Origin of the sequence: Bacillus sp. CGMCC 1.16607, assembly GCF_042683745.1 — a bacterium.
Classification (GTDB): domain Bacteria; phylum Bacillota; class Bacilli; order Bacillales; family Cytobacillaceae; genus Pseudoneobacillus.
Genome location: NZ_JBHUJX010000018.1, coordinates 59,536 through 81,094, shown reverse-complemented (window position 1 = coordinate 81,094; position 21,559 = coordinate 59,536). Strand labels below are relative to the sequence as shown.

The 21,559-nt window shown below is 35.7% G+C and carries 23 protein-coding genes; 14 read left to right on the top strand and 9 right to left on the bottom strand.

All coding sequences use genetic code 11. From position 1 onward, the window contains the following. The 4 genes from ACFSO7_RS10595 (at position 1) to ACFSO7_RS10580 (ending at position 4,479) form a co-directional block, all read left to right on the top strand. Positions 1 to 1,221, top strand: coding sequence for an amidohydrolase (locus ACFSO7_RS10595; RefSeq protein ID WP_377877266.1), 1,221 nt, complete (start codon positions 1 to 3; stop codon positions 1,219 to 1,221). Positions 1,222 to 1,430: 209 nt separating this feature from the next. Further along, positions 1,431 to 2,663, top strand: a complete 1,233-nt coding sequence (locus tag ACFSO7_RS10590) for a S1C family serine protease (RefSeq protein ID WP_377877265.1) — start codon at positions 1,431 to 1,433, stop codon at positions 2,661 to 2,663. A gap of 21 nt (positions 2,664 to 2,684) precedes the next feature. Next, positions 2,685 to 3,569, top strand: coding sequence for a foldase protein PrsA (locus tag ACFSO7_RS10585; RefSeq protein WP_377877264.1), 885 nt, complete (start codon positions 2,685 to 2,687; stop codon positions 3,567 to 3,569). A 22-nt stretch (positions 3,570 to 3,591) separates the two neighbouring features. Further along, on the top strand, positions 3,592 to 4,479 hold the full coding sequence (locus tag ACFSO7_RS10580) for a hypothetical protein (protein WP_377877263.1): 888 nt from the start codon (positions 3,592 to 3,594) through the stop codon (positions 4,477 to 4,479). Positions 4,480 to 4,526: 47 nt separating this feature from the next. Here ACFSO7_RS10580 and ACFSO7_RS10575 read toward each other — a convergent pair whose 3' ends face one another. Continuing rightward, complete coding sequence (locus tag ACFSO7_RS10575) at positions 4,527 to 4,847, bottom strand: winged helix-turn-helix transcriptional regulator (RefSeq protein ID WP_377877262.1); 321 nt, start codon at positions 4,845 to 4,847, stop codon at positions 4,527 to 4,529. Positions 4,848 to 5,000: 153 nt separating this feature from the next. On the opposite strand from ACFSO7_RS10575, the gene ACFSO7_RS10570 reads away from it, so the two are divergent. Next, positions 5,001 to 5,765, top strand: coding sequence for a DODA-type extradiol aromatic ring-opening family dioxygenase (locus ACFSO7_RS10570; RefSeq protein ID WP_377877261.1), 765 nt, complete (start codon positions 5,001 to 5,003; stop codon positions 5,763 to 5,765). A gap of 47 nt (positions 5,766 to 5,812) precedes the next feature. On the opposite strand, the gene ACFSO7_RS10565 is transcribed toward ACFSO7_RS10570, so the two are convergent. The 5 genes from ACFSO7_RS10565 to ACFSO7_RS10545 form a co-directional block, all read right to left on the bottom strand. Beyond that, complete coding sequence (locus tag ACFSO7_RS10565; protein WP_377877260.1) at positions 5,813 to 7,012, bottom strand: MFS transporter; 1,200 nt, start codon at positions 7,010 to 7,012, stop codon at positions 5,813 to 5,815. A gap of 15 nt (positions 7,013 to 7,027) precedes the next feature. After that, positions 7,028 to 7,456, bottom strand: coding sequence for a MarR family winged helix-turn-helix transcriptional regulator (locus ACFSO7_RS10560; RefSeq protein ID WP_377877627.1), 429 nt, complete (start codon positions 7,454 to 7,456; stop codon positions 7,028 to 7,030). A 91-nt stretch (positions 7,457 to 7,547) separates the two neighbouring features. Beyond that, the gene (locus ACFSO7_RS10555; protein ID WP_377877259.1) at positions 7,548 to 8,408 is read right to left on the bottom strand and encodes a DUF421 domain-containing protein; all 861 of its coding nucleotides are present in this window, start codon (positions 8,406 to 8,408) and stop codon (positions 7,548 to 7,550) included. A 16-nt stretch (positions 8,409 to 8,424) separates the two neighbouring features. Next, positions 8,425 to 8,631 carry a DUF1657 domain-containing protein gene (locus ACFSO7_RS10550; protein WP_377877258.1) on the bottom strand — a complete coding sequence of 69 codons (207 nt, stop codon included), beginning with the start codon at positions 8,629 to 8,631 and terminating at the stop codon, positions 8,425 to 8,427. A gap of 305 nt (positions 8,632 to 8,936) precedes the next feature. Further along, entirely contained in the window at positions 8,937 to 9,140 is a 204-nt protein-coding gene (locus ACFSO7_RS10545; RefSeq protein WP_377877257.1) for a DUF1657 domain-containing protein, read from the bottom strand. A 186-nt stretch (positions 9,141 to 9,326) separates the two neighbouring features. On the opposite strand from ACFSO7_RS10545, the gene ACFSO7_RS10540 reads away from it, so the two are divergent. The 6 genes from ACFSO7_RS10540 (at position 9,327) to ACFSO7_RS10515 (ending at position 17,580) form a co-directional block, all read left to right on the top strand. After that, complete coding sequence (locus ACFSO7_RS10540) at positions 9,327 to 10,613, top strand: uracil/xanthine transporter (protein ID WP_377877256.1); 1,287 nt, start codon at positions 9,327 to 9,329, stop codon at positions 10,611 to 10,613. Positions 10,614 to 10,752: 139 nt separating this feature from the next. Further along, positions 10,753 to 12,243, top strand: a complete 1,491-nt coding sequence (locus ACFSO7_RS10535; RefSeq protein WP_377877255.1) for a spore germination protein — start codon at positions 10,753 to 10,755, stop codon at positions 12,241 to 12,243. Continuing rightward, on the top strand, positions 12,236 to 13,333 hold the full coding sequence (locus ACFSO7_RS10530; RefSeq protein WP_377877254.1) for a GerAB/ArcD/ProY family transporter: 1,098 nt from the start codon (positions 12,236 to 12,238) through the stop codon (positions 13,331 to 13,333). Before ACFSO7_RS10535 ends, ACFSO7_RS10530 begins: the two co-directional genes overlap by 8 nt. Further along, positions 13,330 to 14,460, top strand: a complete 1,131-nt coding sequence (locus ACFSO7_RS10525) for a Ger(x)C family spore germination protein (RefSeq protein WP_377877253.1) — start codon at positions 13,330 to 13,332, stop codon at positions 14,458 to 14,460. Before ACFSO7_RS10530 ends, ACFSO7_RS10525 begins: the two co-directional genes overlap by 4 nt. Positions 14,461 to 14,641: 181 nt before the next feature. Further along, the gene (locus tag ACFSO7_RS10520; protein WP_377877252.1) at positions 14,642 to 15,922 is read left to right on the top strand and encodes an L-cysteine desulfidase family protein; all 1,281 of its coding nucleotides are present in this window, start codon (positions 14,642 to 14,644) and stop codon (positions 15,920 to 15,922) included. Positions 15,923 to 16,134: 212 nt separating this feature from the next. Beyond that, positions 16,135 to 17,580 carry an HD-GYP domain-containing protein gene (locus ACFSO7_RS10515; RefSeq protein ID WP_377877251.1) on the top strand — a complete coding sequence of 482 codons (1,446 nt, stop codon included), beginning with the start codon at positions 16,135 to 16,137 and terminating at the stop codon, positions 17,578 to 17,580. A gap of 128 nt (positions 17,581 to 17,708) precedes the next feature. On the opposite strand, the gene ACFSO7_RS10510 is transcribed toward ACFSO7_RS10515, so the two are convergent. Next, positions 17,709 to 18,311 carry a LysE/ArgO family amino acid transporter gene (locus ACFSO7_RS10510; protein WP_377877250.1) on the bottom strand — a complete coding sequence of 201 codons (603 nt, stop codon included), beginning with the start codon at positions 18,309 to 18,311 and terminating at the stop codon, positions 17,709 to 17,711. 215 nt (positions 18,312 to 18,526) lie between these two features. On the opposite strand from ACFSO7_RS10510, the gene ACFSO7_RS10505 reads away from it, so the two are divergent. The 3 genes from ACFSO7_RS10505 to ACFSO7_RS10495 all read left to right on the top strand — a co-directional run bounded on the left by ACFSO7_RS10505 (position 18,527) and on the right by ACFSO7_RS10495 (position 19,965). Continuing rightward, a complete protein-coding gene (locus tag ACFSO7_RS10505) occupies positions 18,527 to 18,865 on the top strand; it encodes a hypothetical protein (RefSeq protein WP_377877249.1) in 339 nt (112 codons plus the stop codon). 215 nt (positions 18,866 to 19,080) lie between these two features. Continuing rightward, positions 19,081 to 19,584, top strand: coding sequence for a GNAT family N-acetyltransferase (locus ACFSO7_RS10500; protein ID WP_377877248.1), 504 nt, complete (start codon positions 19,081 to 19,083; stop codon positions 19,582 to 19,584). A gap of 189 nt (positions 19,585 to 19,773) precedes the next feature. After that, complete coding sequence (locus ACFSO7_RS10495; protein WP_377877247.1) at positions 19,774 to 19,965, top strand: DUF1272 domain-containing protein; 192 nt, start codon at positions 19,774 to 19,776, stop codon at positions 19,963 to 19,965. Positions 19,966 to 20,180: 215 nt separating this feature from the next. Here the strand turns inward: ACFSO7_RS10495 and ACFSO7_RS10490 are convergent, their stop codons facing one another. Further along, a complete protein-coding gene (locus ACFSO7_RS10490; protein ID WP_377877246.1) occupies positions 20,181 to 20,474 on the bottom strand; it encodes an RNA polymerase alpha subunit C-terminal domain-containing protein in 294 nt (97 codons plus the stop codon). A 55-nt stretch (positions 20,475 to 20,529) separates the two neighbouring features. Further along, positions 20,530 to 21,339: a class I SAM-dependent methyltransferase gene (locus ACFSO7_RS10485; protein ID WP_377877245.1), complete on the bottom strand. Its 810-nt coding sequence runs from the start codon at positions 21,337 to 21,339 to the stop codon at positions 20,530 to 20,532. Between the last annotated feature and the right edge of the window lie 220 nt (positions 21,340 to 21,559).

Here is a 21,559-nt window from a genome sequence, read left to right as displayed (position 1 = left end):
ATGACCACACCTTATTGGTTAACAAATATTCGGTTAGAAACAGGATATGTACAAGATGAACAAGGTATCTATTCAACTAAGACGGAACTTTTCCATTTGAAAATTCAAGATGGAAAAATAGTAGAAAAAGAGAATTATAGTTTTACCATACCAGTAGGTGAAAAAATCGTCGATGGTAAAGGATTCTTAGCGTTACCAACCTTTAAAGAAATGCACAACCATCTAGATAAAACGTATTTATCGCTTGATTGGAAGTCCTGTATACCGGTGAAAAATTTAGAGGAGCGCTTACGACTTGAAGCGATGGAGCTTGAAGAACTAGCGCCTACAGCAAAGCAACGAGCAAGCAAAATGATCGAATTACTTCTTTCACATGGCTCAACACATATTCGTACCCATGTGAATATCGATCCTTATATTGGATTGAAAAATTTAGAAGGTGTAAAGGCTGCCTTAGAGGATTACTCTGATAAATTAACCTATGAAATTGTTGCTTTTCCTCAGCATGGACTTCTAAGAGAGAATGTGATTCCTCTTATGAAAGAGGCGATGAGATCGGGAGCACATATTGTTGGTGGTCTGGATCCTGCTGGAATTGATCGCAATATTGAGAAATCACTTTATGAAATGATGAATCTTGCAACTGAATTTGATGCGGATGTAGATATCCATTTACATGATGGTGGACATGTTGGTTTTTATACAGTCGATAAGCTCACCGAAATGGTAGAAGATGCGAAGTGGCATAAACGTGCGGCTGTCAGCCATGCCTTTAGCTTAGGAGAAGTACCAGTGCCTCAACAAGAGATTATCGCCGATAAGTTAAGTGAACTCGGTATGTCCATTATGTCGACGATTCCAATTACGAAGGCGCTCCCACCTATTGATCTTTTAGATCGTAAAGGAGTAAAAGTTTATTTAGGCTGCGATGGTTTTTATGACTCATGGTCGCCTTATGGCACCGGGGATGTATTAGAAAAGGTAACTCGTTTCGGTGAACTTTTCCGCAAAAGTGATGAACGTTCATTAGCAGAATCGTTAAAATGGGCGACTGGTGGACCTACACCATTAAATAAGGATGGTGAGGTTAAGTGGCCACTTGTAGGAGATGCGGCGGATTTAGTTCTGGTTCATGCATCGTGCTCAGCGGAAGCAGTTGCTAGAACGCCAAAACGTGAAGCTGTTATTTATAAAGGTAAAGTAGTGGCAGGTCACATATAAGAATCGTTTAGCTTCTTTATAAAAAAGAGTCCCTTTTCCAATGGTGAAATAGGGACTCTTTTTTATATCTTTAAATGAAACCTTTCTATTTTCTTCCCCAATTCTTCCCAACCTCTTAAAAATTTGTTCATAGTTTGGTCATAACTGTTGGCTAAGATAGGAATATGTTAATCAATCTAAAGCTAATTCCTTAAGAGGAGGATAAATACATGAATGATTTTAATGAACTTCAACCAACAAGATATGAGGAACCGATAAATGTCCAAAAGAAAGCTCCATCTAAAGTTAAAGGATTTCTTAGTTTAGTATCAGCGGGAGTAATTGGCTCCGCATTAACGTTAACGATTGCACCACATACTGATTATTTTCAAAAAAATACTCCCACGGTAGAAAGTAAATCATCTGAATCAATTACGAATTCTTCTAAAATTACAGCAACACAAACGTCAGCAAAGCCAACAAATGGCTCAATAGCAGACATCGTGGAAAATGCATCAAAAGCAATTGTAGGTATCGTAAATATGCAAAATCAAAAGCAAAATTCCTTTTTCTCTGAAGGATCAGAGAATGTTCAAACCGGTTCAGGTTCTGGGGTGATTTTTCAAAAAACAAATGATGCTGCTTATATTGTCACAAACAATCACGTGATTGAAGGGGCATCAGAAATTGAGATTTCGCTCTACAACGGAGATAAAACGAAAGCAAAATTAATTGGGGCAGACGCATTAACCGACTTAGCTGTGTTGAAAATCGATCCTAAATACGCGACAGACGTGATCGACTTTGGCGATTCATCGAAGCTACGCCCTGGCGATCAAGTACTAGCAATCGGAAACCCACTTGGCTTAGACCTATCACGAACAGTAACACAGGGGATTGTAAGTGCGATTGACCGTAGCATTTCGGTGTCAACATCAGCTGGGGAGTGGGAGTTAAATGTTATTCAAACAGATGCTGCAATCAATCCGGGAAATAGTGGAGGTGCCCTCATTAATACACAAGGACAAGTCATCGGAATCAATAGTTTAAAAATAAAAGAGAGTGGAGTAGAAGGATTAGGATTTGCTATTCCAAGTAATGACCTTATTCCAATTGTGAATGAAATGATTGAAAACGGAAAAGTAGAGCGCCCATATATTGGCGTAAGTCTAGTAAGTTTAGAGGAAGTTCCAGAAATGTATTTGCCTCAACTCCCAGAAAAGGTGAAGCAAGGGGCATTGGTTACTTATATTGATCCTGACTCAAGCGCAGCAAAAGCAGGCATTCAACAGCATGATGTTATTGTCGCCATAAACAATTCGGAAATTAAAGCTTCTGGCGATTTAAGAAAATTCCTCTATTCCAACTTAAAGGTAGGGGACGAAGTAACAATCAAGTTGTACCGTCAAGGTAAACTAACTAGTGTTAAGTTGAAATTAACTAGCAATAAAGTAACCAATTAAAAATCATTGGAGGAACCTTTTTTGAAAAAAATATTACAAAATAAAATCTATTTAACATTAATTGGGGCAATACTTGCAATCGCGATTATTTTCAGTATCGGCTTTTCAAAAAAAGAGGTCGTAGCAAAGATTGGTAATGAATCGATAAGTAAGGATGAATTATATACGACATTAGTGGAACAATATGGAGCGGATACATTAGAATCATTAATTTCTAAAAAGGTCACCCAGCTTGAGGCAAAAAAACAAAAAGTAACAATTTCCGAAAAAGAAACGGATGCGGAGTTTCAAGCACTAATTGACTCCACGGGAGGTGAAGAATCCTTTAATCTTGCTCTAGAGCAAAACGGTGTGTCAAAGGCGAGTATGAAACAACAGATTGTCGATTATTTAATGACAAAGAAATTATTAGAGCCGAGAATTAAAATTACGGAAGACGAAATGAAAACATATTTTGAAGAAAATAAAGAAACTTACGCTCAAAAAGAACAAATTAAAGCTAGCCATATTTTAGTTAAAGATGAGGCCACAGCGAAAGAAGTTACTGCAAAGCTGGCTGCTGGAGGAGACTTTGCTAAGCTAGCAAAAGAGTATTCTACTGATACGTCTAATGCTGATCAGGGTGGAGATTTAGGTTATTTTGAGAGAGGTACGATGGTTACAGAGTTTGACGATGTCGCCTTTTCTTTAGAAAAAAACAAAATAAGTGATCCAGTAAAAACTAAATTTGGCTATCATATTATTAAAGTCGTTGACAAAAAAGAAGCGAAGGAAGCCGTTTTTGCCGATCATAAGAAAGAAATTAAAGAAGCGATATTCCAAGAAAAAATGCAAACCGAATATCCTACTTGGTTAGATGAAGTGAAAAAAGATTATGAAATCAAAAATTTATTAACCAATAAATAATACAATATCTTGGAGGTTAGTTATGCTTATGAAAAAGACGTTAACATATGTTGTAGCTGGAGCACTAACACTTGGTTTTGTTGGATCCATTCCGGCATTTGCAGCAAATAATACCACAGTGCAAGATATGAAAGTTGAACACTACCATCAGCATGGTTTTACTAAGGATAGTGAGTTTCTTAAGAAGCAGGCGGAAGAGCTAGGTATTAAAACAGAAGGAAAAGATAATGAAACATTAGCTAAAGAAGTACATGAAGCTAAATTAAAGAAGCATGCTGAAAAATTGGGTATTTCAACGAAAGGAAAGAGTTTCGATACGATACGTCAAGAAATTATGCTCCATCATTTCAGTAGCAAGGCAAAAGAGCTAGGAATCAAAACAGAGGGCAAGGATGTTGAAACATTAAGAAAGGAAATCTTCGAAACGCAAGTCAAGAAGGAAGCAAAAGAATTGGGGATTTCCACAGAAGGAAAAGAAATGAAAGCACTAGCAAAAGAAGTATGGGAAACAAAGCTTAAGAATGAAGCAAAAGAACTAGGTATTAGCACGGATGGCAAGGAACTAGATACTTTAGCTAAAGAGGTGCATGATGCACAAATAAAAAAACAAGCGAAAGAATTAGGGATATCCATAGAAGGGAAAGACCTTAAAGAGGTTGCCCGTGAAGTTTGGGATAAGCGAGTTCTCCAAGCAGCTGAGAAATTAGGAATCGATACAAAGGATAAAAATACTCGAGAAATATTCCATGAAATTATGGCTAATCATTCTGACAAAGTAAAGGAATTAAATCTATTCAGAAATCATGATATGTTCTTTAGAGGCCATAAAGGTGAGGGGCCAAAAGGACATAAAGGGCATCATGGACCAAAAGGCGAAATGTACATGGAAGAATCGGAAAACGCATCATAAAAGAAAACAAGGGCAGCAAAACGCTGCCCTTTTATCTGTTGAAAAATTTACTCTTCGATTTCTATCCAGCTTTGCGACCATTTTTCAAGCTCACGTATGAGTGGCTCTAAAGCCATCCCTTTTTCAGTTAACGAATATTCTATCCGGACCGGTGTCTCCGGGAATACATCTCGTTTAACAATTCCTTCTTGTTCTAAATCCTTTAATCTTTCAGAAAGAAGTCTTCCACTAATGGGAATGGACGATTCAATCGAACAAAACCGTTGGGGTCCTGCTAGTAACTGATAAATGACTAAACCTGTCCAACGTTGACTCATGATTTTCATCGCTTTTTCAAATCGTGGACATAATGAAGAAGAACGATCCATTATCTTTCACCTCTCTTAACGTATTATAACCCAAAATTATTTTTGATAACATATTTATATTTCACCTAAAACTTACTTGACGTATTTTAATTATAAATTTATACTAACTTACATAAAGTAAGTATACTATAAAAGCTTTAGGAGGTAAATAATATGCAATCATTATTTTTGGCACATGGTTCTCCGATGAATGCCATTGAAGATAAAGAATATACTCGATTTCTTGAGAATTTCGGTAAAACCCTTCAACCAAAAGCTATTGTCTTATTTACAGCCCATTGGGAGAGTGAAGTTCTTACTATATCATCCTCTGATGAGCCTTATGAAACGATATATGACTTTTATGGATTTCCTGATGAACTCTACCAAATGAAATATCCAGCAAAAGGCGATTCCAAATTAGCTAATCGTATTGAAGAAAGATTAACGAGTAAAGGGATACCTGTGAAGAAAGATTATTCGCGTGGACTCGATCATGGTTCATGGACTTTGTTGAAAAGATTGTTTCCTCAGGCAGATATTCCAGTCGTGCAAATTTCAGTTAATCCCTTCTTACACCCTGAAAAGCAGTTCCAAATTGGAGAAGCTTTACGTGGCCTAGGGAAAGAAGATATTTTAATTATCGGAAGTGGAGTAACCGTCCATAATTTAAGAATTATTAAATGGGGTCAAACAACACCCGAAGAATGGGCAGTAAGATTTGACGATTGGTTAATTGAAAGAATAGAAAAGGAAGATTACGAATCCCTTTTTGAATATGAGAAATTAGCTCCAAATGCACAAATGGCTGTGCCAAGACCAGAACATTTTGTTCCGCTCTATATAGCTATGGGAAGTGCAGATACACTTTCAAATGCCAAAGTTATTTTTCGAAACTATGAGTTTGGAACATTAAGCAATCTTTGTTATCAATTTTAGAAAAGAAACGAGGCATGATAATTTGATTATCATGCCTCGTTTTCAAATCAACCAGCAATACTCGATTCTTTATGAACAAGGGTTGATGGTTGCTTTCGTGCATGAAGTACATAGTAAACAATTAATCCTACTAAAGCATATAAAGAACCATTAATATAAAATGCACGGAATCCGATTTCTGCCACGACCATTCCGACTATAAATGAACCAAATCCGATTCCAGTATCAAAAATGGATAAGTAGGTTGCTGTTGCCGTTGCACTTCTACCAGGTGCCGCTTTTTGAATGGCAATCGTTTGTAAGCTAGGAAAAATTGTTCCCCAACCTACACCAATTAATGCCGCAGAAATTAGAAAAACACTAGCAGAGTGACTCACACTTAATAAAAATAACCCAATCGCAAACAGTATAATACAAGGGAAAATGATAACATTAGGTCCAAAACGATCGAACCATCTTCCTGTAAAAGGTCGAGATAATAATAGAACAGCAGCATAGACAACGAAGAAAATACTAGAAACTTCGATCAATCCAATTTCCTTTGCATAAACAGAAACGAACGAAAGAACCCCTGAATAAACGATTGCAAAGAAGGCACCGACAAGAGAAATAGGTACTGCCGATGGTTCAAAGAAGTTTTGAAAACGGAACGGGACATGAATTTTATCTTTCTGTTTACTAGTGGGAAAATGAACATTTAATCCTGCGAGTAATGCCAGCATTGCACAAAAAACGCTAATGGAAAATAATACTTTAGAATCCCATAATTGGATTGACGTTAAACCAATAAAAGGTCCGAGAACCATCGCTAAATTGGACGACATAATAAAATATCCCATTCCTTCGCCCCGACGGGAGTCGGGAACAATATTGGCTACAAGTCCGCCTGTAGCAGTTGTTGCCATTCCAAATCCGATCCCATGTAAGAAGCGAACAACTAAAAGAATACTTAAAGAAGGTGCAAAAAAATACAATATAGAGGCAAAAAGGAAAATGATAAGGGCGGTTAATAAAATGCTTCGGATTCCAAATTTCTCGATTCCAACCCCTGCAATGGGTCTAATTAATATGGCAGAAATTAAAAAGACAGTTGTAATTAAACCTGCTTCTGTTTTACTGCCATCGAATTGTTGGATGACCATGACTGGTAAGCTAACGAGTAAAAAGTAAAAGGTCATGAAAAGAAAAAAATTACTAAAAGAGATACTAATAAAATCTTTTGTCCATAGTCTAGTTGATTTATCCATTTTATGTTCTCCTGTCTAAGATAGTTTTCCTAACCAACCATTCAACAGTTTTTGTAGTTCTTCCTGAGAATGGTTTGGTAAAGAGGAAAGTAATATGTGGTTCAAATCAGTGACAGCAGCCTCCCATTTCGGATAATTGACAAGTGCTTCATTTGTTAATTGAATGTATTTCTCACGCTTGTCTTTCCCTGGAATTTGCTTCACAAAACCGTTAGCAACAAGTCTTTGAATGGTTCTGGTCATCGGTGGAGCCTCAATCGATAAATATTCGGATAATTCCTTTTGAGTCATTGTTCCTTTTGAGTACAAAACAAAAATAACAGTCCATTGCGAACTGTATATTCCAAGAGGCTTTAATACATCATTTACACGATTAGTTACATGACGTGATATTTGATTTAGAGTATGAAATAAATCATGGCTATTATTAAGAATGTTAATCACCCTAATCAATTATTTACCTAGGTAACTATATCGTTTTTTGATAAACTAGTCAACCAATAGAAATAGAGCCCATTATACTAGGGGCCCTAATTTATCCATTTAAATAAGGTGACAACTTATGAATTGCTTCTGTTATTCGCTTTGCATTCTTATTGTACATTTTTTTCGCTTCTTGAGAATTAGTCTCCAAGGCAAAGAGTTCTAAATCTGCTTGGCATTTTTTTAACATGGCCATTAATAGAGGTCTTTCCTGAGGTGAAGGAACTTTTACAAGATCATCATATAAATCCACTGTTAGTTCACCGTAGGAATTGATTTGACCAAGAAACACATTTTCAATCGTCACACCAAGCTTCTCCAATTCCAGATGAAGCCAAGCACGCGTTTTCCCAGCGTCGGACATAGGGTCATTAAGCACTTGTCCGTCCATAATAACGGTATGTGTTTCTTTTTCATTGGCAACCTTTAGTTGAAGATCCTTTGGGGTAATGGGTTGGTTTTCTTTCTTTAATAAAACACTTAAGTCACCTGTAGGCTCTAGGACGGCAAATTCCACATCAGCTACGCTAAATACATCTTTTTTTCGAAGTAAACTAACTAATTCATCAGTGGAATACTTCTCTTTCTTTAAAATTTCCTCTTGGATTTTGCCATCTTTAATAAAGACGGCACCTCTACCCTCAACGATGTCTCTGAATTTTTTACTTTTCAAAGAGGCGATGTCGACCAAAAGGGTGATGATACCAAAAATGAAAATGGCTATTAATCCATGATACAACCTACCATCCAAACCCATTATCACTTCACCGGCAATACTACCAATTGTAATGCCTGATACGTATTCAAAAAAGGAGATTTGAGAAATTTGTTTTTTACCTAAGATTTTTGTGAACAAAAATAATACAAAAATAAATACTAAAGCACGAATGATGATATGACCCGGATCGGACATTTACACCACCTCAAACCTAATTAGTTTTGTATTGCGGTTCTTCTAGTTCAATTTCAGTTACACGTGCTTGAAGATCTTTTTTTATTTCATCCATCATTAGCATCATTTCATGAAAAATTCTCCTTGCTTCCTCATCAAGAGAATTGATCGCCAAAATTGAAAGCTGTGCTTCCATGCTTTTGATCGTTGCTACACATTGATTCACATTTGCAGCTACAGTCATTTTCTTCATCTTCCTATCAAAGAAATTTGATAATAAATAGGGTTGGCTAGAAGCCAACCATCATAATAATCTTTGTCCAGCCCCGACGTACAGGATGTACTAGTGTCGTCAGTGCGACAGGACACCCGAGCTTTTGTCGACCTTGAGGTCAATTGTTCGCCACCCAAAAAGTCTAAGAGCGACTTTCTGGGTGGCAAGCTTTGCTTGGCAAATCAAAGAACGGTTTGCATAAGCGCGACTAGGTCTCTGGCTTCGCTACTCTCGCCAATCAACCAGTCTTTTTTAGCGCGCTTCCGCTTTTCTTATTACTGCTTATACTGAGGTTCTTCTTGCTCGATTTCTTGTAATCGGGGTTCAATGCTGTCGATAATGGCTTGAGTTTGTGTGGCTGCAGTTTGATATAATTGCTTTGCAGCTTGATTTTCAGTTCCTAATGAAAAAGTTTCTAAACTAGCTTGTGCACTTTTTAAACTCGCTAGTGTTTGTTTAACCTGAGTACCTACTGTCATTAGTGATTCCTTCTTTCCAATTAGGTATTTTACAAAACTAGTATTGCTCAATTATTAAAATTAATGATTGGTAAATAAAACTAGTATTAGCAAACAGTTTTTTAAGTAAGAAGTGAATCCAGTTAAAAAAATATAGTATAATTAGATGGTTTTTTACATATCTTTCATTCGAAAGCGGGTCTTTTCATGAACAAATGGTTTTCATCAATGACATTATTTTCTTCCGTTCAGTGGCTCTTTTTTATTTTTGCTAATACAGTAGTGGTGCCAATTTCAGTTTCCTCTGCGTTTCATCTTTCCCCAGAAGTTACAGCCATGATGCTAAGAAGTTCGCTCATCTTTACAGGGATTGCCTGTATTATACAAGGCTGGGGTGGGCATCGATTTCCACTCATGGAGGGACATTCTGGATTGTTATGGGGAGTCATTCTAAATTTAGGACTTTCTGCATCTTCTATGGGTATAAGCTTGTCTGCGATTGGTGGTGGAATTGCAACAGGAATTCTCTTTGCCTGTCTTTTTGCTTTGATTCTTGCAGTGTTCAATGGAATAAAGCTTCTTCAAGCGGTGTTTAGCCCGATGGTGATGACGGTGTATCTCTTCTTATTATCTGTCCAACTAGTTTTTATCTTTTTTAAAGGGATGTTACCTGTTACAGATCAAGGAACAATCAATGGTTCAGTCGGTCTGTTTTCAGTAGGTCTCGTCATTTTAGTCAGCTTGTTAAAATTAAAAGGAAATCAAATTATCAGTAACTTTTCAATTTTAATCGGATTATTAGTCGGCTGGATTGGCTACGAAATTTTATTTATTCACGAAGTTCAGCCCGTTTCAGGGACTGGAGATTTCGCCTTTTCCTTGTTTCCATTAGGGAGACCAAATTTGGAATTAGGAATTATTGGGGTGTCCTTTTTTGCAGGGATTATGAATTTAAGTAATACGGTAGCGTCCATTTCTGCTGCAGAAAGTCTTTTACAACAAAAAGCTTCAAAGAAGGAATACCGAAACTCGATTGTGATAACGACTTTATTTTCAATAATCGGTACTGGATTTGGACTTATACCTTACACACCGTTTACATCATCGATTGGTTTTTTACAGAGTACCCGTATTTTTCAACGAGAGCCTTTCTTTATTGGGGGAGGATTATTATCGCTTATGGGTCTAATACCAGTACTAGGTACTTTTTTGGCAACAATGCCGATTACGGTGGGAAATGCGGTACTCTTTGTTGCCTATCTTCAATTATTCGGTACTGCTTTTAGCAGTCTTAATGGAAAAACCTTCAACTCTAATACCATTTTTCGTTTAGCGGCACCTGTGTTAGTCGGGATTAGCTTGATGAATATCTCACCTACCGTTTTTTCAAACCTGCCTATACTTGTACAGCCTTTTATAACAAATGGACTGATTATGGGAGTATTGATTTCAATTTTATTAGAGAAATTAGTGAATTGGTCAGTATATGAATAGATAATGAACGAATGCCCTCATTTATAAATGAAGGGCATTTTTTTGCATATTTTTTCATTTTAATATGAATAGTAACTACTGAATATAACAAAATAACCTACAAGTATTTTCCTATGACTAATATAAAGGTAGGGTGAGGATGTTTAAAAAGAGAATACGAAGAAAAAGTGATGAAACGAAAATTAGTTATTCTGTCAGTGAGGATCGAAAAAAACTCTCCCCACACTTACAGGAGAATATTCATAGTATTACCGAAAGTTTTGTACAAACAGGCGATTTAGTTCAAAGAGAAATTGATCATATTGGAACATTAATATTTATCGATACGTTAGTAGATAAAGAAAAAATAGAAACGATTATCATTCAAGGCTTGAACAAGTCTGACGATATCCTGTTAAAAGCGCAAAAAATTGATAATTTGGATGATTTAAATGTCCAACTATTAAATGGTTATTCTATATTACTGCAAGAAAATAAGGAATTTGCCTATATTTTTAGTACATCTGGATTAACGGATCGAGCCATACAAGAACCTTCAAGTGAGCATATTATTAGAGGTTCACATGATGGCTTTATTGAGAGCTTATCTACAAATATACAGATGGTGCGAAGAGTCGCCAAAAATGAAAAGCTGGTTGTTAAATATATGGAATTTGGGGAAAGGTCAAATACAAAAATTGCGATTGTCTATATTGATAACCTTATTAATAAAGAAGTCTTAAAAGAATTGGAATATAGATTATCCTACTCAAAAGTAGGATATATTCAATCACCAGGATATCTACTTGAGTTTATTGAGGACGAATCTTTTTCGCCTTTTCCGCAAATGTTGAGTACCGAAAGACCTGATCGTGTCGTTGCGAATTTAATGGAGGGTAGATTTGCGCTATTAGCAGATAGCAGTCCGATTGCACTAATTGCACCGATTAATTTTTTTGCCTTTTTCCAATCACCAGATGATTATAATATCCGCTTTTTTATTGGATCTTTTCTTACCATGATTCGTCTCCTCAGCCTGTATATTGCTTTGGTGTTGCCTGGAGTGTATATTGCCGTAGTATCCTTCCATTATGAAGTGGTTCCTTATGAGTTTATGCTCACATTAAAAGGAACGTTAGAATATGTTCCTATCCCTCCAATTATTGAAGCATTATCGATGGCGATTATTTTAGAGCTATTAAGTGAGGCAGCCACCCGTCTGCCTAGTCCGATTGCCCAAACCATCGGTGTTGTCGGAGGTTTAGTAATTGGTTCAGCTGTAGTAGAAGCCAACTTAGTGTCCAATTCGATGATTATTGTCATTGCATTGACAGCGATTGCATCCTATACGATACCCGTAAATGAAATGAGTTCAACAATTCGATTATTAGGTTTTCCTATTAGTATAGCAGCTTCTTTATTTGGATTTATCGGAATTGCTTTTGCTTTAATGATTATTCTCATTCATTTATGTAAATTAGAATCCTTTGGACAACCATATTTTTCTCCATTAGCACCCTTTAAATTGGAAGAAAACAAGGATACTTTTTTTCGTTTTCCAATTTGGACGATGAAAAAAAGGCCATCAACAACGAGATCACAAGATGTGAGAAGAATGGGTAATCCAAGAGGGTGGAAGAAAAATGAATGAAAAAACAATTACTCAAAATCAATTGTTTTTCGTTATTATTCAAGCACAAATTGGGATTGGTTTCCTATCGCTACCCTATAATGCTCATCATTATGCGAAAAGTGATTCATGGATTTCCGTTATAATGGCGGGTGTTTGCATCCAGATTTTCATATTGCTTATATGGCTATTAATGAGAGAGCATAAAGGTAAAACGATTTTTGAAATTTCTAAAACAGTATTAGGGAAGTATGTGGGAAGTATAATTAATACCGCATATATACTGTATGGTGTAATGGTAATGAGTCTAGTATTGGTTTTATTTGGGGATCTGATCGAAAGATGGATATTAGAAACGACACCTAAAGCGGTGACTCTTCTGTTGATATTAACTGCGGGAATTTACCTAGGCAAACAAAATTTAAGAGTGATTGCTCGATTTTTTACAATAGTAAATGTGATATTGATAGTTCTGTTTGTCGTATCTCTTTTTACTTTTTCCCAAAATTTATCCTTTACTAATCTACTACCGATTGGTCACACGGGATTTAAACCTATTGTATTAGGAGCTCATGAAGTTATCGTTTCTTTATTAGGATTTGAGATTATATTAATCATTCTACCACTTACACAAGGAATAGAATTTCGATCGTATAAGCGAGTTGCATGGGCCAATGTGGCTGTTATTCTATTTTATCTATATTTTTCAATACTAAGCCTAGTTATATTTAGCCCAAAGGAAATAGCTATCATTCCTGAACCTGTTCTGTATATGTTGAAGGGCTTGAGTTTTCGCTTGATTGAAAGAGTGGACATGATTGTGCTGTCTTATTGGATTTTTCCAATGATGACCTCGTGCGTTGTTTATTTATATATCGCTAGTATGGGCGCGGCTAAGCTGTTTCATAAAGGAAAAAGAAAGTATCCGGTTTGGTATTTATCCATTCTTGTTTACGGTATAGCCCTTATTCCATCATCAGAGAAGGAAATTCAGGCGTTTGGAAAGTATGTTTCATTAGCTAGTTATATATTTATTGCTGTCATTCCATTGATTCTTTTAGCCCTTTCATTAATATTGAAAAAGTTCAAAACTAGGAGTTTTAGTTCATGAAGATACCATTATTGATTTTTGTTCTATCCGTTTCCGTTTTCCTACTCTCAGGATGTTGGGATCAAGAGCAACTCAAGGAAGCACGGTTAGCTATAGGAATTGGGCTAGATGAAACTGAAAATGGAGAGTTACGCCAAACAACTGATATCCATGTCCCAAAGCAAGATGCGGCTGGAACAGGCAGACCAGCATTTACATCGGTTATTATGAAATCAAGTGGGAATACTTTTCGCCAAGCAAGGATGAATTTAGAGAAAGAAGTAGCTGGGAACTATGCTCCAAATAAAATATTGGCTTATGTGATAGGGGAGGACTTAGCGAAGAAAGATATTTACCCTATTTTTGATGTGCTGTATCGCTATCCAAGGAATTCATTAGGGGCAAAAATAGCGATAACTAAAGGGAGGGCTGAAGATATTATTTCCTTAAAGCTGGTCGAAGAAAAGATGGTTAGTGATGCACTTCTAAAAATAATTGAAAGTGCGGAAGATGATACTTTTATTCCGAAAGTAAATATCCAGTCCATATGCCCGATCATCTTTAATGAAGGACAAGATTTTGCTTTGCCTATGATTGAAAAATCGGATAATGATCAAATAAAAATTTCTGGAATGGCACTTTTTCATGGAAAAAAGTATTCTGGAGTGAGTCTTACCGGAGAAGACGCAACCCTTTTATTACTATTAAATAATGAACAAAGTAACTTAACTCGATTTACTTTGAAAGTAAACCCAAAGGAGAAAAGAAAAAGAAATCAATTTGTTAATATACATGCTTTTTTAAAAAAACATGATCTTAAAATAAAGGTAGGTTCTGGTGATCACATTAAGGCGGAGATTAAGATAAAATTGAATTTGCATATTATAGAATATCCTTTAGACAACTTAGAAAGTAAAAGAGAGATAAATAAATTGACCAAAAGGATTAATGAAGAATTAGCTAAAATGTCGGATCGTGTAATAAGTGAACTCCAAAAGGCAAATAGTGATTATTTCGGAATTGGTAAGAGAATAAAAGCGTACCATCCTAAGGAATGGAAGCTTATGAATTGGGAGAAGGTTTACCCCACAATTGAAATAAATACTAAAATTGAAACGGAAATTGTTGAAACTGGGATCATCAAATAAGCCTTAAGTCATCAAATTACTTTAAAAAGATTTTACAGCGTGATTAGGTGAGGAACCTAGTTGCGTTTTTTAAATCTCTTTTCGGTGCAATATTTTGATTATTCACTTATACTTTATACTAAGGAATTAAATCGTCCCATTAGATAATGTAGATAATCACAATATAGAGGTGGATGTCAGAATGGATCAGCAAAAAATGATTAGGATTCTCGAACAAGAATTAGTTGTCGCATTAGGCTGTACGGAACCAGTAGCCATTGCATTAGCCTCTGCAACGGCTAAGAAATATATAAAAAAACCTGTACAAGAAATTATAGTTCAAGTGAGTGGGAATATTTTAAAAAATGCAAAAGCGGTCGGAATTCCGGGGATGAAATCAACGGGAATAGATTTTGCAACTGCCATTGGATTTGTCGCAGGTAATCCAGATAAAAAATTGGAGGTACTTGAAAATCTAACAGCTGAAGATGAAACAGAAGCGTTGAAATTAATTCAAACTGGGAGAATCAATGTTGCGATAGCAGAATCCCCAAAAAAGCTTTACATTGAGATCACCGCAAAATCAGACGAAGAACAAGTAAAGGTCGTTATCGCAGATAATCATAGTAATATTACCCTCATTGAAGTAAATGGAAAAGCCATTTATCAAGGAGGATGTGAGAATATCGGAATCGTATCCGATCAAGATTCATTAGAAGAAATTAATATTGCTGAAGTATTTGAATTTATTACAAAGGTAGATTTGGGTCAACTTGATCTTGTGAAAAAAAGTATTGAATTAAACAAAGCCATTGGTTTGGAAGGGTTAGAAAATCCCTACGGTCTCAGTGTTGGTAAAACTATTCGGGAAAACGTTGAAAATGGTTATTTATCAGATGATTTGGCAACAAGAGCAATGTCACTGGCCGCAGCGGGTTCTGATGCAAGAATGGCCGGATCAACTATGCCGGTTATGGCTAATACGGGAAGTGGTAATCAAGGTATTGCCGTAACCTTGCCAGTTGTAGCAGTAGCCGAAAAATTAAATGTCGATCAAGACACGATGATTCGAGCAGTGGCACTAAGCCATCTTTTAACGATTCACATTAAATCTAAATTTGGTAGACTTTCAGCTCTTTGCGGTGTCACTGCTGCAGGGATGGGGGCGAGCGGTGCGATTGCTTTCTTATTAGGTGGAGGACTTATTGAAGTGGAAGCCGCTGTTCAAAACACAATCGGTAATATAACAGGAATGATTTGTGATGGGGCAAAGGCAGGTTGTGCAATGAAAGTATCCACCTGTTCAAATGTAGCCGTTCAATCTGCATTATTAGCTATGAATCAGAAAAAAATCCAAGCCACAGATGGATTTATTCATAATAATGTCGAAAAAAGTATCGAAAGCTTTTGTAAGCTGGGAAATCAAGGTACACTGCAAACAGATCAATTGATATTAGAGCTTATGCTGGAAACGAAGGAATAAAAAAATCCCTGTCACGTTTAATCGTGTCAGGGATTTTTATTATTCTATTATCAAGCTTCTCCTTTATCTATAAAATTAAGACTAAAGGTCATTACTACTATCTCCAAAAAAATAATAATTTTCTGACATCTAAGGAATAGAAGGATTAATCTAAATGTGGTAATATTAAATTGAATAAATTGTTTGAATTTGTCGAAAATTGGAGGTAATCCATGAAGAATTACCGTTTGGTAAGTTTAGTTATAGCTATGACCTTACCTTTATTACTGTTCGAATGTTTCAACTTAGGTTTATTTGTGGATCCAAATTTACATGCGCCAAACGGTCATTTTTATATTGTAAGTGCTGTGTCTTTTTTATCTAGTATTATAGCTATTTCAGTAGGGATTGTTGGGAGTAAGCTTAGGAATATAAAGATCAGCTTTCTCGCTTTGTCTTTTATTTCTCTTGCGCAAATGTTTTCCGTGCATGGATTATCGACACCAGATTTTCTTATTAAAATGTCACATTTACCGAGTATAGCTGCTCAGCTAAGTATGCTTCTCGCTACATTTTGGATATGGTTATCTTCCTTGCCATCGGATCATCGATTAGTAGAATGGTTTGCGGAACGTCAGCGATTTTTACTTCCGATATGGATCGGGGCTTTAACGATCTTTGGGCTATCAAGTATGTTTGCTCCGCATTTAGTCGATTTCATTCCAATTACGAACAAACCATTTAATTGGATTTTTATGGCATTTACTGTCATCTTAAATATTTTTTCAATGTATCGATACTATCAATCCTATGAATATACACAGTTTCCACTGCAAATTTCTATTGTTTACAGCTCTGGTTGGATTATCGTTTCACAGGTGATTATGACATTTGGGGAAGTTTGGAAATTGAGTTGGTGGTTATACCATTTTTTATTACTAGCTTCGATGATTATTATGCTTGTCGGTTTAATAAAGCAATACTTTATTAGAGGGAATTTTGTTGGTTCTTTACTTGCTTTGTTCACGAATGACCCAATTGAAAGAATTACGAGCAGTATATCACCAAGGGTTAAAGATCTCGTTATTGCTACAGAAAAAAAAGATACATACACAGCCGGTCATACTTTTAGAGTAACGATGTATGCTTTAAAACTAGCAGAGGAACTACACTTAAAACCAGAAAAGCTTCGTTCAATTGTTCAAGGAACATTACTTCATGATGTCGGGAAAATGAGTGTCCCTGATGAAGTATTAAATAAGCCAGGAAGATTAACTTTGGATGAAAGAATTCTGATTGAAGCACATCCCGTAAAAGGATATGAGATGTGTAGAGATCTTGGGTTTACAAAAGAGGAATTAAGTATTATCTTATCTCACCATGAAAAATGGGATGGTAGTGGTTATCCGGAGCAACTACAGGGCGAAGTAATTCCATATTTAGCTAGAATTGTAGCTGTTGCCGATGTGTATGACGCTTTGACCTCAGAGCGATCTTATCGGAAGGCGTGGACACATGAAGATGCAATGAAGTACCTGATAGAGCAAAAAGGTAGTCACTTTGATCCTAAATGTGTAGAAGCTTGGGATAAATTATGTAAGCGTAACCCAGATGTCTACCTCTATCCAGCCCAGACTATCAATGATGATACGACTGGAAGACTAGTATCAACCATATAAATTGAATCTAACAGGGCAGTCAAAAAAGTCGCTTGCAATGACTTTCTTGACTGCCTATTTTTTGCCAATTTTATCTTCTATGTATCGATTTATTTAGATGATAATTTATTTTCCAATTTCTTATTGTGTTAGATAATTCCAATCAAAAGATAGAGAGCTGTTCCCCAAATAAATAAAGCAGAGAATTTATTAAATATGTTCATCAGACCTCCTGATCGATCTAACTTCTTCATGATTGTACCTACAAGTGTTAATCCAAGGAACCATATCCAAGACACAGTAATACATGCGATGGTAAATAAAACCTGTTCCGTTCCGACATATTTTAAAGCACTTGTACCGATGACGCCTACTGTATCCAATATCGCATGAGGATTTAATAAAGAAACAGATAAAGCGAAGATGATTTGCTGACGGATTGGTAATGCTTTATTCGTTTCAGTCGTTGCTGGTTTGGATCGCCAAATTGCATACCCCATGTAAAGTAGAAATAAAATTCCTACAATCATTAAGCTAAGTCGAAGCCATTCAAATTGCAAAACGATAACAGATAATCCAAAGACAGCTAAAAGGATTAAAAATGTGTCACATAGAGCAGCTGTAATAGTTGCTGGGAGTGCTCGAAGGAGTCTTGGTTGTGTGGCTCCTTGGGAAAATACAAATACATTCTGTACTCCTAAAGGTAATATGAGACCGAATGCTAAAATGATTCCATGTAAAACGGCTTCCATTTAATTCGCTTCCTTTTTATGAATATCTTACTAATTTAAAACTAAAAGAAAATAACCAAACATACAACTAGTTTTGTAATAGTAGCTCCAAAACTATATGAAAAATGCTATTGTTTTTTTGAAGCTTATTGATCGATCATTTCCCTTTTGGAATATATTGTAACAATGTAGGGTATTCTAACGATATTATTTTGATTCGCTTGGAGGCCTTATGAATGTCAGTTTATGTGTACCAAACATTCGAAATCAAACAGGATAAATTCGTGGATGCAATTAAGAATTTAAGAATGATCCAGAGTTACAGGAAAGAACAATATGATCATAAGGTTGAGTTATTAGCACCTATATCTGGTGAGGATCATACCTATGTTTTTCTATCAACCTACGAAGGTCTAGCAGAAATGGAATTACAAAATAAGAAGATGTTTGAGGATGAAGAATATAAGACACTAATCAGTGAATTTTTCATAGAAAACATTGTTCAAGGAAGTATGTATACCCAAATATATCGATCAATGACGGGGTTGAAAAAGGCTGATAAGTCGGAAAAATAATTTGAATGGTTGAGAAACCTAAGTAAAGCCGACTTATATATTTTTGGCTTTTAGAGAAATTAGGAAAATGGCTCAATCTAAGGTGTACTAAGCTAAATTAATAAACATCAGAGCTAATTTAATGGCGATGATGTTATTTTTTTGTAGAAAAAAGCTTTTTAGTTGGATACCATGTATTTTATAGAAGTGAAACATTAATTTATGAGGGAAAGCTAATGAATATACGAGTTTTAAATGAGTTTGATGCTCAGATTTACCAAGAATTACGATTGACTGCATTAAAAGTGAATCCTGAAGCATTTGGCTCAACATATGAAAGAGAAGTAGAATTCTCACTAGAAACTGTCGGAGAGCGAATAATACCAACTGCGGATAAATTTGTTCTTGGTGCTTGCAATGATCAGGGATCGTTAGTTGGAATCGTTACTTTTATACGTGAAAACAGCCTTAAAACAAATCATAAAGGGAATGTTTTCGGAATGTATGTAGCACGAGAAAGTCGCGGGCTAGGTATAGGAAAATCGCTAATGCTTGAACTTATAAAAAAGGCAAGCAATTTTGATGGTTTGGAACAAATAAACTTAGCTGTTGTATCTAAAAATGACTTCGCAAAGAGGCTATACAAGTCGGTGGGATTTGAAGTCTATGGCGTAGAACGAAATGCCTTAAAATTTAACGGTCAATATTTTGACGAGGATTTGATGGTTCTATATATCTAATTTAGGGAAAACCAAGGATATGGCTTTGGAACTTGCAACGAAATCACTTTCTATAAACGAGCGCTTAAATTCAGGAGTGCAAAAACGTAAACCTGTCCCCAAATTCAAGTCAAAAACTGTCCCTTAAATCGATTGGATTATAATGTTATATTTATCCTGTAATCATATTAGAAAGGGGCAACTATTAATATGACATTAGAGATGAGAAATAAATGTGAACGTTGTAATTCATCAATTGAGGATCATTCTCACGCTTATATTTGTGTTCATGAATGTACATTTTGCTCCCCTTGCTCGGACGAAATGAATCATATTTGTCCAAATTGTGGGGGAGAACTTGTAAGAAGACCTAGGAAACCAGAGAATGCTTGTTCACTTTGAAAAAGATAAAAAGAAGAAGTAATTCAGTAAGCAAAACAGATGATCAATTAAATTAATTTTTTTCGCGGACACTGAGTACGTTATTTAAATAAACTGACCTTAATTTAAAGACTAAGAGAACATACATTAGTCCACAAAAATAAGATATTAACCCATTTTTCCATAAATAACGGAAATGATGTCCGCAAAATCTAGGCTAGGATTGACATCATGTGTTAATTTTTAAAAGATAAGCCATTTTCATGTAAAGCATTTCTAAGTTTAGGTAAAGAAGCTGGCCCCATACCGTGAAATTGCAATATCTCTTTTTCGCTAAATTTTGATAGTTGTTTTAATGAGGTTACCCCATTGTTTTCCAACGCACGTCTGGCCGGTGCTGAGAGAATTGAGAGAAATCCATTGTTAGGTTTACGTTCCTGCTCACAAATCGGACAGGTTGGACAGTCACTGGATTTATAATAGTTGTGTCCTTTGTTGCAGGTCCTTAGATTTTTTTTTGAAGTTGTCATTTTACTAATTCCTTTTCTCAAATATTTCACAAAAATTAAAAGTTTTGATATTAAGCTACTTTTTTCGCCCAATATAAAGCAAATGTGAGGAAACCCCTAGAATGTAGGGATCTGAAGCTCTATCTTTAATTAAGTTAATTATTTTATTCACCTCCTTTTCTCCTTTGTCTCTCCAGTATTTCCAACTGTCATTGGATAATATAGCTCCAACATTTGAACCAATTAGTTCCAAACTTTCGAATCCATGTGCCTCCATAAAAGGATTAATCTCTTCTATATTAATGTAATAAGCACCCGTAAAACGCCCCTCATCTTGGTGGTTAAAGCAACCTGACCTAGAAAATTGCATGATTGTATCCATACTATTATTCGGTTTCCAATTTTCTGGGGATAAAAGTGATGTCAGTATATGTCTAATTCTAGGCATAAAAGCAACAAAGACCAATCCATTCTTTTTTGTAACTCTAAATAATTCTTGCACGGCTTTCACACGGTCTTCCTCTTCCTGTAAATGATACATTGGCCCAAGCATTAAGGTTCCGTCATACTGTTCGTCTTTAATCATGATTAGTTCTCTAGCATCAGCAGAATAAAAACCATCAAATTGTTTGACTAAATCAAGTTCTTTAGCTTTTGTTTCAGCAATTTCAACTAATTTTGGAGTTAGATCCGTTAGTGTTACGCGGTAACCATCTTTGGCAAGTTCCATTGAATATTTACCCGGTCCAGCACCATTATCAAGAACACATCCTTTTTTAGGTAAATATTTTTTAATATAGTGCCAGTTAACCTGGAATTCAATCGGTTCCCGATCTAGTCTTCCCCATTCATCAAATTGATTATAATAATCTATTATTTTGCTCATACATATCCACCTATCTCATTAGCTTATCCTATAATTCTATATATAACCCCAATATCCTTTTCCATCCTACTCCAACCATATAGACCAAAGAGTGAACCAAGGGAAATGTAAGTTATCCAAAATATTACAAATTCAAAAAAGATAAACTCCAACCTAAATGAATGAATGAATGAATGAATGATAAACTTAATGAGATAATAGTCAAGAATAAAGGGTACTG

What these genes read in the sequence shown, in the direction of transcription:
- ACFSO7_RS10595 (WP_377877266.1), top strand. Translation starts at nt 1, where the DNA reads ATGACCACACCTTATTGGTTAACAAATATTCGGTTAGAAACAGGATAT.
- ACFSO7_RS10590 (WP_377877265.1), top strand. Translation starts at nt 1,431, where the DNA reads ATGAATGATTTTAATGAACTTCAACCAACAAGATATGAGGAACCGATA.
- ACFSO7_RS10580 (WP_377877263.1), top strand. Translation starts at nt 3,592, where the DNA reads ATGCTTATGAAAAAGACGTTAACATATGTTGTAGCTGGAGCACTAACA.
- ACFSO7_RS10575 (WP_377877262.1), bottom strand. Translation starts at nt 4,847, where the DNA reads ATGGATCGTTCTTCTTCATTATGTCCACGATTTGAAAAAGCGATGAAA.
- ACFSO7_RS10570 (WP_377877261.1), top strand. Translation starts at nt 5,001, where the DNA reads ATGCAATCATTATTTTTGGCACATGGTTCTCCGATGAATGCCATTGAA.
- ACFSO7_RS10565 (WP_377877260.1), bottom strand. Translation starts at nt 7,012, where the DNA reads ATGGATAAATCAACTAGACTATGGACAAAAGATTTTATTAGTATCTCT.
- ACFSO7_RS10555 (WP_377877259.1), bottom strand. Translation starts at nt 8,408, where the DNA reads ATGTCCGATCCGGGTCATATCATCATTCGTGCTTTAGTATTTATTTTT.
- ACFSO7_RS10550 (WP_377877258.1), bottom strand. Translation starts at nt 8,631, where the DNA reads ATGACTGTAGCTGCAAATGTGAATCAATGTGTAGCAACGATCAAAAGC.
- ACFSO7_RS10545 (WP_377877257.1), bottom strand. Translation starts at nt 9,140, where the DNA reads ATGACAGTAGGTACTCAGGTTAAACAAACACTAGCGAGTTTAAAAAGT.
- ACFSO7_RS10540 (WP_377877256.1), top strand. Translation starts at nt 9,327, where the DNA reads ATGAACAAATGGTTTTCATCAATGACATTATTTTCTTCCGTTCAGTGG.
- ACFSO7_RS10535 (WP_377877255.1), top strand. Translation starts at nt 10,753, where the DNA reads ATGTTTAAAAAGAGAATACGAAGAAAAAGTGATGAAACGAAAATTAGT.
- ACFSO7_RS10530 (WP_377877254.1), top strand. Translation starts at nt 12,236, where the DNA reads ATGAATGAAAAAACAATTACTCAAAATCAATTGTTTTTCGTTATTATT.
- ACFSO7_RS10525 (WP_377877253.1), top strand. Translation starts at nt 13,330, where the DNA reads ATGAAGATACCATTATTGATTTTTGTTCTATCCGTTTCCGTTTTCCTA.
- ACFSO7_RS10520 (WP_377877252.1), top strand. Translation starts at nt 14,642, where the DNA reads ATGGATCAGCAAAAAATGATTAGGATTCTCGAACAAGAATTAGTTGTC.
- ACFSO7_RS10515 (WP_377877251.1), top strand. Translation starts at nt 16,135, where the DNA reads ATGAAGAATTACCGTTTGGTAAGTTTAGTTATAGCTATGACCTTACCT.
- ACFSO7_RS10510 (WP_377877250.1), bottom strand. Translation starts at nt 18,311, where the DNA reads ATGGAAGCCGTTTTACATGGAATCATTTTAGCATTCGGTCTCATATTA.
- ACFSO7_RS10505 (WP_377877249.1), top strand. Translation starts at nt 18,527, where the DNA reads ATGTCAGTTTATGTGTACCAAACATTCGAAATCAAACAGGATAAATTC.
- ACFSO7_RS10500 (WP_377877248.1), top strand. Translation starts at nt 19,081, where the DNA reads ATGAATATACGAGTTTTAAATGAGTTTGATGCTCAGATTTACCAAGAA.
- ACFSO7_RS10495 (WP_377877247.1), top strand. Translation starts at nt 19,774, where the DNA reads ATGACATTAGAGATGAGAAATAAATGTGAACGTTGTAATTCATCAATT.
- ACFSO7_RS10490 (WP_377877246.1), bottom strand. Translation starts at nt 20,474, where the DNA reads ATGACAACTTCAAAAAAAAATCTAAGGACCTGCAACAAAGGACACAAC.
- ACFSO7_RS10485 (WP_377877245.1), bottom strand. Translation starts at nt 21,339, where the DNA reads ATGAGCAAAATAATAGATTATTATAATCAATTTGATGAATGGGGAAGA.